The sequence below is a fragment of the Undibacterium umbellatum genome (genome assembly GCF_014284125.1).
GTDB lineage: Bacteria > Pseudomonadota > Gammaproteobacteria > Burkholderiales > Burkholderiaceae_D > Undibacterium > Undibacterium umbellatum.
Window position 1 is genome coordinate 16,619 of record NZ_JACOFX010000025.1, and the last position, 12,923, is coordinate 29,541.

The following is a 12,923-nucleotide window of genomic DNA, read 5'->3' on the forward strand; positions in this document are numbered from 1 at the left end:
CAAGCCAAGACTACCTAGTTCTTTTGGGGGAAGGAAACAAAAGTGTCAGTGGCGATCTTTTAATTTTTTGCAAAAATCACACGCTTCAATTCGTGACGATAACGAAACAAGGCGCGTAGAATCAGTGCACCAATTAGCATTTGGGACGCTGCAAAAATGCATCCGGCTAGCGGAAGAATGATTGAGGGGGCCACAGGAACCATGAGTAAACCAAGGAAAGCGACGACCACTAGCCGTGCTTGTAGGCGTAAATGCTGTGGCAAAATCACTTCTTGCATCGTTGGAATACGTTGCGGCGTAGGAATCTGGCGCCGTAAATGTAAAAAAACAAGAAAGGGAATAATTTTTCCCAACATCGCATTGACCGGAAAAACCGCCCCGCCCACTAGCCCGAGTACACCTATCCACCAAGGTGAAGCATCGATAAAGAACGCTGGCAAGTAGTCGTGAGGAACCGCTAACATCAAATACAACATGGCACTTGAAAACCAACTAAACACGCAAGCGACCCAGAGCGTCCACGCAGGATCGAAACGCCGCTTTGCTTTCATCACATTTTTAAAGGCAAAGGCTGCTAAACACATCACCACCAAAGCGAGCAAGATTGTCCAATACGGTATCCCATCTTGCGAATCAAAAAGCGTCATTAACATCAACAGTAGCCACAACACGACAGGAACTGATTGATGCCATCTGGCAGATGGTTTGGGACTCTGCCAAAACATCGGAACGACGGTCGAGGCAATACCAGAAACCAATGCTGCCACCCAGCCCAGACCTGCCCATGCCACATGTCGTGTTAGTACAGCAGTCAGATTGATTTCCCACGCGCCAGCAAATCCACCGGACAATGCCACACCCAATCCGAGCACCATAAGAAGAGGCAAGGCAATCCAACGCAAGGTCAACAAACTTGCATCGTGATGAGTCGGGAGAACCATGCGCCATGCTGCTAAGGCGAGCGCGCAAACGACGGCACCGTATATGAGACTCGCCATCAACATCGCTAGGATAAACGCAATGCGATTTCCATACAAAAAACCAAATGAAAGCGCTACCGATACACAAAAGGAAGCAAGCGCCACAAACGGGCTGATTTTTTTTGCGCCAGGCACAGCTTGCCCAGCGACCACGGGGAATAGTTGAAACAACGCGCCGATCATGATCGGCGCCAACATCCCCAATGCCAGCACATGGGTAACCGCTAACACCAAAGGAGCGAAGCGACTCGGCACACCTTCAGCAGGACCAAATGCAAGAAGAAGCCCCGCGACAGCTCCTATCCATGGTGCGGGAAGTAAGCAACCAAAAATAGTCGCTGGCGACGGCGCCAGCTCGTAGCTGAGAATTTTATTAGCCACAACAATACATAGAGGCTACGTCACTGCTTTTGCGTTTGTACTATCATCTGTTCCTGCACATGAGCATGCACCACCGCAGCCGCCCATTCCCAACAGAGACGCTAAATTTGGAATGCTTCCACCGCACATAGGGTAGAGAATATTTTCCTCTTTCACATTGTGCTGTTGTATCAATACATTGAGAGTATCGATTGTCGCTAAAGCCGCAGCGATCTCTTTGCTATCAATTTGCGCCATGGCCTGATCACGCAGTTGGCGTATCTCTGCGTGTTCACCGCGCATCACCATCGTCGGTCCATTTGTCATGCCTGTGGCTTTTTCGAAGGCCGGAAATAGGCGTTCCTCTTCAAGATGGAAGTGATGTTCTAACTGCTCATCAAACAGGCGAAAGTTCCTACCGGCAGACGCCATATCAGCTTTATGCAAGGCGGCTTCTACGCGGTTCAATTGATCGTCGCATTCCACATGCTGCTTTACCAAATTCATCATTGCTTGAGACATCTTCATCACACTTTCTAATTTATTGCACCAAAGGCGTTTCTGCACCTTCTAATTCAATGCCACTGATCTTAGCTTGTCCGACCGTCAATTGAAGATACTGACGCATCGCATGATCGTGGCTAGCTCTTTGCATGGCATCGGCGATCTTGCTTTCTACCTGTTCGAAGGGCAGTAATTTGCCCGCCAGTTTGCGGCCTAACTGCACGATATGCAGGCCAAAACGTGTTTCAACTAAGCGTGGCACGATCTTGTGTTCTTCCGCATTGAAAATCACTTTTTCAAATTCGGGAACTGTGTCGCCGCGTGTCAGTTGACCTAGATTGCCACCTACTTCACTCGATGGGCAATTTGAATTCGCTTTTGCCATCGCGGTGAAATTGGCTGGATTATCGAGCAAGTCTTGCAACACGATTTCTGCGTGTTTGCGCAGATTATCTAAATCTAAGGCTGCGGTGACTTGAAATAAAATGTGATTTACTTCGACCAATTCACCGACCGTAAAGCGCTGTGGATGGGTCTGATAATGACGCAGACATTCTTCGGAACTCGGCTGCGGAACGACAACTTCACGTACCAACAAGGCTTCGATTTTATCCCCATCATTGCCAGTTAAGCCTAATTCATTCGCCTTATCTAGCAAGACACGGCGCAAGACCAAAGCGGTCATTGCGCTCTTCATCGGATCAGCAACTCCCTGATGTTCGGGTAATTCTTTTTCCATCTCAGCATCACTGAGTTCGTAACCATTGACTATGACGGGCATGATTGCCTCCTGTTTAGTTTTGTGCTCCGCAGAGGTGACGAATACGCGGAGATATTCACATTAGACTCTGCGGTTCAAAGATTTATCTAGGACGTACTAATTGCCATGCACGACTCAAGTAGCCGACTGATGCGAAGCCACTCCACACATGCACCAAGCGGGTGAACGGGAAGATCACGAACAAGCTCAAGCCCATAAATAAGTGCGCCTTGAACATGAATGGTGCAGTCACAATGTAACTGGCAGCATCACCTTTAAAAGTCACAATATGCTGTGCCCAGGTCATCAACAACACCATCATGTGTCCATCTCTGTGATGCAAAGACTCAAAGATGGTGGACAAACCTAAGCACAAGGTAATGAATATCCACAACAGCAAGACTTTATCGCCGGTCTTCGTTACTGCGGAGATACGTGCGTCGGTAAAACGTCTATGCATCAGAATCAACAAACCAACCATACACAAAGTACCAAAAACACCGCCCATGACGATCGCGATCATTTGCTTAAAGCCGTGTGAAATTCCCAAGGTATCCCACACAATAACCGGCGTCAGCAAACCGACCATGTGACCGAAGAACAAACCGAGCACACCGATGTGGAACAAAATATTGCCGACACGCAGATTACCCGCATGCAGCATTTGGGAAGAATCACTCTTCCACGTGTATTGTTCGCGCTCAAAACGGGCCAAGCTACCGAACAAGAAAATCGCTAAAGCGATGTAGGGATAAATCCCGTATAAAAATTGATGTAAGTAGTCCATCACTGGCTCCCAAAAGGTTTAATTTGCAGCTGCTTGATTTGCAGCATTGGGTTGGCGTGGATAAAAATTAAGCGTCTGTGCGCCACCAGATGCCCCGCTTGATGAACACGACAAGCCCGGTTTCAACAATGGTTCAACGCCATCCGCACCCGGACCAAAGGTTTCCATCGCATCGTCCATATCGCGCACAGGTGGCTCGCCTTGTTCTTGCGGTACCACATCGGTAAATGAAGTCAACAATAAAAACGCATTTGCATACGGACTGTCTTTACGTTGCAAGCGGATGCCAATCGCCGCTAATACGTGGATGGCTTCACCGAGTAATTTCTCGGCAGTTTCTGCATCGACTAAACTCAAAAATTCTAAGAACAGCGGCACATAATCAGGCAATTCGCTAGCTTCTGGCTCGAAACCATAACGGCGATATTCCGAAATCAAATCCACCATCGCCTGACCACGATCACGGCTTTCACCATGGATGTGTTCAAACAAATGCAAGGCAACTGATGGCGTACGATCAAAGGTACCCACATAGTTTTCTTGCACGCTGATCAAACTGTTTTCTTGCAAGTAGTTGAGCAATGGCTGCACTGCTTCTAAAACTTCGGGATCGGCAGACAACTCAGTACGAATCTCTGGTAACGCAGCGATCAAATCGGGCTGCGGGTAACTCAGTAGTGCGGATAAAATGCGATAAATTTGCATACGATTTCCTTTATTTTTTGTGTCGCTTGTGGCGTCGTTTAATGCTTGAACATTCCCTCTCCCGCTTGCGGGAGAAGGGCGCTATTCCGTCGTCGACAACTTTTTCCGCGACTTCGGCATATCCACAAAAATCACACTACCCTGCGGCTTCTTGCCAAACAGCGCACCATCAGAAGTACCACCCGAGCAACCATTACCAAACGTAAATCCGCAACTACCTTTTTCGTTGAAACTGTCTTCCACCATCTCTTTGTGCGAAGAAGGAATCACGAAACGATCTTCGTAATTGGCAATCGCCATGGTTTGATACATGTCTTCGACTTGCGCAGCCGTCAAATCCACTTGTTTCAACACTTCGTGATCGAGCTCGCCATGCACCACTTCAGAACGTTTGTAAGCACGCATCGCTAACATACGCTCTAAGGCTTTCAAGACCGGCTCTTCTTTACCAGCAGTCAAAAGATTCGCTAAGTAACGCACAGGAATCCGCAAAGACTTCACATCAGGAATAATGCCGTTCATGCCCATGTGGCCCGCTTCTGCCGCCTTTTGAATTGGTGACAGAGGTGGTACATACCAAACCATAGGCAGCGTGCGGTATTCTGGGTGCAATGGGAAAGCAATCTTCCATTCCATCGCCATTTTGTACACTGGCGATTTTTGTGCAGACTCGATCCAACTCTCTGGAATACCATGCTTACGCGCTTCAGCAATCACTGCTGGATCGTGCGGATCTAAGAAGCAATCTAACTGCGCTTGATACAGATCTTGTTCATTCGGTGTCGATGCCGCTGCTTCGATTTTGTCTGCGTCATATAACAGCACGCCGAGGTAACGGATACGACCGACGCAGGTTTCTGAACAGACAGTTGGCTGGCCAGCTTCGATACGTGGATAGCAGAAGGTGCATTTTTCGGCCTTACCTGAACTCCAGTTGTAATAAATCTTTTTGTAAGGGCAACCAGAGATACACATACGCCAACCGCGGCACTTATCTTGATCGACCAAGACAATACCGTCATCTTCGCGTTTGTAGATCGAGCCGGATGGGCATGATGCTACGCATGCCGGATTCAAGCAGTGTTCGCACAGACGTGGCAAGTACATCATGAAGGTTGATTCGAAGGTGCTGTACATTTCTTTTTGTACGCCTTCGAACAAAGCATCACGACTACGTGAACTAAATTCACCACCTAAGTCATCTTCCCAGTTCGGACCCCAAACGATCTTGTCCATCTTCTTGCCAGTGATGACAGAGATAGGACGAGCCGTCGGTGGCGTCTGTGACAAGGGCGCGTTTTGCAAGCGCTCATAGTCAAAGGTGAATGGCTCATAGTAATCGTCGATCGATGGCAAATTCGGATTGGCAAAAATATTCGCCAAGATGCGCAATTTGCCGCCTTGTTTTGGCTCTAATTTACCTGCTTCATTGCGATTCCAGCCACCCTTCCACTTGGCCTGATTTTCCCATTCTTTCGGATAACCAATACCAGGCTTAGTTTCGACATTATTGAACCAGGCATACTCAACGCCATCGCGACTGGTCCAGACGTTTTTACAGGTCACGGAACAGGTGTGGCAACCGATACATTTGTCCAGGTTCAACACCATGCCTACTTGTGCGCGAATTTTCATGACGCTGCTCCTTTTTCGTTCGCAAGTTGATTTGCAGCTTTAGTCGCGTATTTTTTATCGTGCGCAGCTTCGTCCAATTTTCCTTCTAACCAATCTACCTTCCTCATCTTACGCAACACCACAAATTCATCTCGGTTACTACCAACCGTTCCATAGTAATTAAAGCCATAAGATAGCTGGGCGTAGCCACCAATCATGTGGGTCGGCTTCAACACCGCACGGGTCACAGAGTTATGGATACCACCGCGCATACCGGAGAGTTCTGCACCTGGTGTATTCACAATTTTTTCTTGAGCGTGATACATCAAACACATGCCTTTTGGTACGCGCTGACTGACTACGACCCGCGCTGTCAAAGTACCGTTACTATTAAACACTTCTACCCAATCGTTATCGACTAATCCTGCTTCTTTGGCTTCGATCTCAGAGACCCAAACGTGAGGGCCACCGCGTGACAAGGTCAACATACGCAAGTTATCAGAGTAAGTGGAATGAATACCCCACTTTTGATGCGGCGTGATCCAGTTCAACACGATCTCTTTTTCACCGTTAGGTGATTTGTTCAACATCGGCGCGACGGTCTTGGTATCAATCGCTGGCTTGTACACACACAAACCTTCGCCAAAATCAAGCATCCAGCGGTGATCTTGGTAAAACTGCTGGCGACCGGTCAATGTGCGCCAAGGAATATATTCATGCACGTTGGTATAACCGGCGTTGTAGCTGACTTCTTCCGATTCCAAACCAGACCAGGTTGGTGCAGAAATAATCTTACGCGGTTGTGCCTGCACATCACGGAAACGGATCTTGTCATGCTCACGACCGACAGCTAGGTGTGTGTGATCGCGACCCGTGATTTTACCTAACGCTTCCCACGCTTTGACCGACACATGACCATTGGTTTCAGGTGCAAACGTCAATATCATCTCACAGCCATCAATCGCGCTTTCCAGACGTGGGCGTCCTTTGCTGACACCCTCTTCCGTTACTAACTTGGTGATGCCACCAATTTCCTTGACTTCGTGCTCGGTATTCCAGTTAATTCCTTTACCACCGTTGCCCAATTTGTCGAGCAAAGGTCCGATCGAAGTGAACTTCTTGAAGATGTCTTTGTAATTACGTTCCACCACGATCATATTTGGCGCTGTCTTACCAGGGATCAAATCGCATTCGCCTTTTTTCCAATCTTTAGGCTCAAATGCTTGACCTAGTTCGCCCGGCGTATCGTGCATCAATGGTTGTAAGACGATGTCTTTGCGTGTGCCCAGATACTCACCACCGATTTCAGTAAATTTCTTAGCGATACCTTTGTAGATTTCCCAGTCAGTTTTACTCTCCCACAATGGCTGCACCGCTTCACTCAATGGGTGAATGAAAGGATGCATGTCGGAGGTATTCAAATCATCTTTCTCGTACCAAGTCGCGGTCGGCAGAACAATATCGCCGTACAGGCAAGTCGTGCTCATACGGAAATCTAATACCACCAGCAAATCGAGTTTGCCTTCAGCTGCCACCGGACGGAACTTCACTTCTGATGGTTTGACCGCATCATAAGGATCATCAAACAAGGCATTTTGTGTACCCAATAAGTACTTCAAGAAGTACTCGTGACCTTTGCCTGAACTACCTAAGATATTCGAACGCCACACAAACATATTACGCGGGAAATTTTTTGGATTATCGGGATCATCGCAACTCATGTTCAACGTACCTGCCTTGAGACCTTTGGTCAGATACTCAACAGGTTCGACACCGGCTTTCGCCGCCGCATCGCAAATATCCAGAGGATTAGTCTCCAGCTGCGGTGCTGATGGCAACCACCCCAGACGCTCAGACTTGGCGTTCATATCGATCATGCTCATGTGGCTGATTTTGGACTTATCTGCGGTCGGCGCCAGGATTTCATCCATCGCCAACTTCTCATGACGCCATTGGCTAGTGTGAGCATAGAAGAAACTGGTACCGTTCATTTGGCGTGCAGGACGTACCCAATCACTAGCAAATGCCAATGGTGCCCAGCCAAATTGTGGACGGAGTTTTTCTTGACCAACGTAATGCGCCCAACCACCGCCAGATTTACCAACGCAACCGCACATCATCAACATATTGATAATGCCGCGATAAATCATATCGTTGTGGTACCAGTGATTCAAGGCTGCGCCAACGATCACCATACTCTTACCTTCGGTGTCATGCGCATTCTGTGCGAACTCACGCGCCACTTGGATCACCAGATCACGTTTGACCGTCGTATGCTTCTCTTGCCATGCTGGTGTGTATGGCACGTCATCATCATAGGACGTAGCAACGGCGCCACCTAAGCCTTGATCAACGCCGTAGTTCGCCATTGACAAGTCGTAGACCGTGGCGACTAAGGCGACGCTACCGTCAGCCAGCGTGACACGTTTTGCAGGCAAATTACGCTGCAACATATCATTGGCATCAGCACCACCAAAGTAGCTAAAGCCGACGCTGACGATCTCATCGTGTTTGCCGATCAAGCTTAATTGCGGGTCAATTTCGCGACCGGAACCGCCATCTTTGGCTTCCAGATTCCAACGACCAACTTTCGCACCGTCATCAAACTTGCCTTCACCCCAGCGATAGCCGATAGAGCCATTGGGTGAGACGATATTGCCTGTTGTCTCATCGATCGCCAACGTCTTCCAATCGCCATTATTCGCTTCATCCAAGCCGCCTGGCATCTGTGACGCGCGCAGCATTTGATCCGGCACATAACAACCATTACGCTCAACCAAGCGCACTAACATTGGCATATCGGTATATTGCTTAACATAGCTACGGAAATAAGCTGATTTATTCCCAAGATGAAATTCCTTCAGGATCACGTGACCCATCGCCATCGCGAGTGCGGCATCTGTACCCTGCTTAGGTGCCATCCAGATGTCACCAAATTTGACCATCTCGCCGAAATCGCTAGAGACAGCCACCGTTTTGGTTCCCTTGTAACGCACTTCCGTGTAAAAATGGGCATCTGGTGTCCGTGTTTGCGGCACGTTAGAACCCCAGACCATTAAATAGGTAGAGTTATACCAGTCCGCTGATTCAGGTACGTCAGTTTGTTCACCCCAGACCTGCGGGCTAGACGGCGGCAAATCACAATACCAATCGTAGAAAGAAAGTGGTACGCCACCAATCAATGACAGGTAACGCGAACCTGCCGCGTAGGACACCATCGACATCGCTGGAATCGGCGAAAAACCGACCACGCGGTCAGGACCAAATTTCTTGATAGTAAAGGCGTTCGATGCAGCAATGATTTCTTGCGCCGTATCCCAATCAGCACGCACAAAACCACCCAAACCACGCACAGATTTATAACGTGTCGCTTTTTCTGGATTTTGACTAATGGCTTCCCATGCTTGGATCGGCCCCATAGTCTTACGTGCCTCTTGCCACATTTCCATCAAGCGACCACGTATCATAGGATATTTGACGCGCTGCGCAGAGTACACATACCAGCTATACGAAGCACCACGCGGACAACCACGCGGCTCATGATTCGGCAAATCAGGACGGGTACGTGGATAATCAGTTTGCTGAGTTTCCCAGGTAATCAAACCATTCTTGACATACACCTTCCAAGAACAAGAACCGGTACAGTTCACACCATGGGTAGAACGCACGATCTTGTCATGCTGCCAGCGGCTGCGATACGCATTCTCCCACTGTCTATCCTCATCCACCACCGCACCATGCCCATCAGAATAGGTGGACTTCACCTTAGACATGAACTTCAATCTATCCAGAAAATGACTCATCTCAAACTCCTTTATATGCGAGCGGTGAACCTGATATTCACGCCACTTTGACATGATCAAATTTTAGATATTTATATGTATTACGCCCATTCTTCGGAGCGGTGCCTAAGAGCAGGCGTTGGCACTAGACTGAGATAGTTCTTTGGAACTAGGTCGATTTTCTCGAGCGTTTGAAGATTGACTAGACTCAAGCTTGTAGAAAATAGGTGAAGAAATATCGACAAGATGTTGAGTTCTTCATTCCCGCATCGATAATAAAAAAGGCTCACTTTCATGAGCCTCCAGTTAACAAAAATCACTATTTAATCGCAAAAAAAAATAGAATTGGAAGCGCAAGCAATGAAGCCCTACCCCCTCCCTCTATGCAGGCCATTCACGTGATCAAATTTGTTCATTTTCTACTTCACTCAAACGATACACTTCAAGCAGCCCCTCATTGACCACTTGTGCTATGAGCGCTCGTTCCTCCGGTTGTGCATCAACATGAAAACGTTTACGTGCACCCTCTTGATTTAAAATCAAATGTACCGTGGCCGTTATCCCAGCCTGCGCTAGGCAAGCTTTCACGCAAGCTAGTGCGCAGCCATCTAAAGCTAAAATGGGGCGACCAGATTGCGCAAGTTTTTGCAACGATGGCACACCACCGCCCACCCCGCTAATACAAGACATTTGCGCACGCCCGGTTCTATCCAATTCCAATGCACAGTCGTTAGCCAGTTGGGCGACACTGGAGCATCCTGAGCATGAATATACCAGTGGTAGTTGTTCTAACATATGATGATCCTCACAAACAAATGCTATACAAAGCTGCAAACGACTATACTGATCCCGTATTCAAACCCGAATTCAGTTTTTCTGCGAGCAGATTCAACCAAGCTGGACGCTCACTCGCATCGATCCAATATTTCACCGCAATGCCTAGCTCTGTATCGCCTTCGATTTTTAAGCGACGGCGAAAGAATAAAGTGTCGGCGTCTTCCAAGGCAGTTGCCAGTCTCAAAAAATCCATCGCACAGGCGCTCAGACTGACGTCGGTGGTTTGATGTTGGATGGCTTTAAAACGACCATGATCACAACGAAAGCAAAGGCATAGGCCGAGATCTTCGACGTAGATTTGAAATGTTTTGTCGTATAAATTTTCTGGTGCGATGAGCCAGCTGCGTTGTCGCGCCAGCGACAACATCAACATTAAAGGTGCGCTGGCAACAGGTGAAGGCAAGTGTCGGCCGATCTGGCCAAAGACACGGGGAAAACGAAAATCAGTGAGGTTCATCATAGAATAAATTTAGTTTGCATGAATTGGAATCGTTTGCCATTGCATGCCTGAACTACCGTTCCAATAGCCATTGCAGCGCTCTGATTGCGGCGGCAAAAATGCAGGTTCAATCACCGCTGCTTGTTCGCGGCGGCGTGCGGTATCAAAGGCGTGGACGATTTTTTCCATATGGTTGGACTGCACTTGCAGACGCAAGATATCGACTTGCAAGTTTTTGAGGGCAGGAATTTGCGCACTCAAATCCAAGCAATTCGCGCTTTGGGTTTGTATGCCGTTAATGGTCAGAAAATCGCTGTGCTCGCGGGTTTGTAATGCCAGTCCATCGGGATAATGTTCACAGCGAAACTCGCAATTGTCTTTGCGCAGGCGATGATGGCGGGCAGTGAAGCAGCGAGAAGAAAAGGCGAGCGCCATGCGTCCCCATACTTGCACTTCTGTTTCTAAACCAACTGGCCGTTGCGTCTGCAATACCGCCAAATCCGCACCACCTAATTCTATTGGCGGGGTAAAGCGCATCGCGCCCAATTCACGCAACCAATTCAAGGTGCCAGTGTGATATACATTTAAATGTGGTCCCGCGACAAAAGGCCGTCCTTGCATTGCACGTACGGCGCTAAAATCATTCGCTTCGATTAGAAAATCTTCCGCGACCGCCGCATCAATCAATTTATGCATGGCTCGTCGATCAGCTTCGTTATCAATCAAAGTTAAGCTTGAAAGCACCACTTGTTTACCCGCATCGCGACAAGCTTTCGCCAAACCAATCCAATCCGGCAAACGCATCACATGCCGACGCGAACAAACAACTTCGCCCAGATAAATAATATCCACAGGCCAGTTCATCGCCTCTACATAAAACTGCATCGTGGCTTCTTTAGACCAGTAATAAGACAGTGGTGCGAGGGATAGTTTCATAAGGTCTTTAAGTTTATATTTTCAAACAAACGGTAGAACGACGACTAGTGAATCCAATACGCCATAATCGTGCTCAGGAATTCGACTCTATGGATACAGGGCTAGGCGCCAAGCACTGCGATGCGTCAGTATTGCGAGCATAGTCAACGCCGTAATCCGCCCTGTGATTGAATTTGCAAACTACGCTCATTTCCAGGGACGTTCGAATGCTCCTTGCGTCACCTGCGCTCCCTCAGCATGTTTCGCCAAGGTCGCATTCCAATCCGGCCTCGCTGTATATCGCTCAGGATCACGTTCAGCTGAATCCAGCGCTGCGCGCAAAGTCCCAACCACTTGTGACACATAATTTGGACTACGTTGACGACCTTCAATCTTGATCGCTTTCACGCCCATTTTGAGTAACTGCGGCAGCAAGCCGATGGCATTCAAACTGGTCGGTTCTTCTAAGGCGTAATCGACTTGCCCTTCGACTTCAAAACGACCTTTGCACAGCGTCGGATAACCAGCCGCTTCATTCGGTGCATAGCGGTCGATTAAGGTGCCGCTTAAACGCGCGGATAAGACCTTGTCTTTTTCTTCCCAGCTAACAGCATGACCAGGCGAGCATACGCCTCTATTATTCGGTGAATCACCCGTGACATAACTCGATAACAAGCAACGTCCTTCGGCCATCACACATAAGCTACCGAAGCCAAACACTTCAATTTCAACCTCGGTCTGGCGAATGATTTTTTCAATTTCAGTCAGTGTTAATACGCGTGGCAAAACAGCGCGACGTATGCCAAATTGTTCGCGCATCAATTCGATTGCATCAACCGTGGTGGATGAACTTTGCACAGACAAATGCAAACGCACTTCAGGATAACGATGACGTGCGTAAGCCATTAAACCAGGATCCGCCAAAATGATCGCGTCAGCACCTAGCAGTACCGCGGTATCGATGGCAGCGCGCCATTCGTGCGCCATTTGCGCTTGCGGGTAAGTATTGATCGCGAACAGTACTTGTTTGCCGCGGTGGTGGGCATATTCCACGCCAAGTCGAATGTCGGCATCGGTAAAATTGAGACCACCAAAATTACGTGCATTGGTGGCATTGCGTAAGCCTAGATAAACGGCATCAGCGCCTTTGTCGATGGCTGCTTTGAGTGCAACTAAGCTGCCTGCAGGCGCTACGAGATCGATTGTTTTCATGCGCAAGATGGTAGCGATATGCTGTAAG

General features: G+C 48.4%; 11 protein-coding genes. All 11 read right to left on the reverse strand.

Annotation, left to right across the window (positions count from 1 at the left end):
• Window positions 1–59: 59 nt before the first annotated feature.
• The 11 genes from H8L47_RS26645 to ubiU all read right to left on the reverse strand — a co-directional run bounded on the left by H8L47_RS26645 (window position 60) and on the right by ubiU (window position 12,895).
• Window positions 60–1,361: a hypothetical protein gene (locus H8L47_RS26645; protein WP_186956868.1), complete on the reverse strand. Its 1,302-nt coding sequence runs from the start codon at window positions 1,359–1,361 to the stop codon at window positions 60–62.
• 15 nt (window positions 1,362–1,376) lie between these two features.
• Window positions 1,377–1,868, reverse strand: coding sequence for a hemerythrin domain-containing protein (locus tag H8L47_RS26650; protein ID WP_212682649.1), 492 nt, complete (start codon window positions 1,866–1,868; stop codon window positions 1,377–1,379).
• Between the two features lie 13 nt (window positions 1,869–1,881).
• Window positions 1,882–2,583 carry a peptidylprolyl isomerase gene (locus H8L47_RS26655; RefSeq protein ID WP_329605499.1) on the reverse strand — a complete coding sequence of 234 codons (702 nt, stop codon included), beginning with the start codon at window positions 2,581–2,583 and terminating at the stop codon, window positions 1,882–1,884.
• Window positions 2,584–2,707: 124 nt separating this feature from the next.
• Window positions 2,708–3,391: a respiratory nitrate reductase subunit gamma gene (narI, locus tag H8L47_RS26660; RefSeq protein WP_186956870.1), complete on the reverse strand. Its 684-nt coding sequence runs from the start codon at window positions 3,389–3,391 to the stop codon at window positions 2,708–2,710.
• A gap of 18 nt (window positions 3,392–3,409) precedes the next feature.
• Window positions 3,410–4,096 (reverse strand): nitrate reductase molybdenum cofactor assembly chaperone, encoded by a 687-nt coding sequence (narJ, locus tag H8L47_RS26665; protein ID WP_186956871.1) that lies wholly within the window; start codon window positions 4,094–4,096, stop codon window positions 3,410–3,412.
• Between the two features lie 81 nt (window positions 4,097–4,177).
• Window positions 4,178–5,731, reverse strand: coding sequence for a nitrate reductase subunit beta (gene narH, locus H8L47_RS26670; protein ID WP_186956872.1), 1,554 nt, complete (start codon window positions 5,729–5,731; stop codon window positions 4,178–4,180).
• Complete coding sequence (locus H8L47_RS26675; protein ID WP_186956873.1) at window positions 5,728–9,513, reverse strand: nitrate reductase subunit alpha; 3,786 nt, start codon at window positions 9,511–9,513, stop codon at window positions 5,728–5,730. Before H8L47_RS26675 ends, narH begins: the two co-directional genes overlap by 4 nt.
• A 381-nt stretch (window positions 9,514–9,894) precedes the next feature.
• The gene (locus H8L47_RS26680) at window positions 9,895–10,287 is read right to left on the reverse strand and encodes a putative zinc-binding protein (protein WP_186956874.1); all 393 of its coding nucleotides are present in this window, start codon (window positions 10,285–10,287) and stop codon (window positions 9,895–9,897) included.
• 43 nt (window positions 10,288–10,330) lie between these two features.
• Complete coding sequence (ubiT, locus tag H8L47_RS26685; protein WP_186956896.1) at window positions 10,331–10,786, reverse strand: ubiquinone anaerobic biosynthesis accessory factor UbiT; 456 nt, start codon at window positions 10,784–10,786, stop codon at window positions 10,331–10,333.
• Between the two features lie 12 nt (window positions 10,787–10,798).
• Window positions 10,799–11,704, reverse strand: coding sequence for a ubiquinone anaerobic biosynthesis protein UbiV (gene ubiV / locus H8L47_RS26690; RefSeq protein WP_186956875.1), 906 nt, complete (start codon window positions 11,702–11,704; stop codon window positions 10,799–10,801).
• A 186-nt stretch (window positions 11,705–11,890) separates the two neighbouring features.
• Window positions 11,891–12,895 (reverse strand): ubiquinone anaerobic biosynthesis protein UbiU, encoded by a 1,005-nt coding sequence (gene ubiU / locus H8L47_RS26695; RefSeq protein WP_186956876.1) that lies wholly within the window; start codon window positions 12,893–12,895, stop codon window positions 11,891–11,893.
• Window positions 12,896–12,923 lie beyond the last annotated feature (28 nt).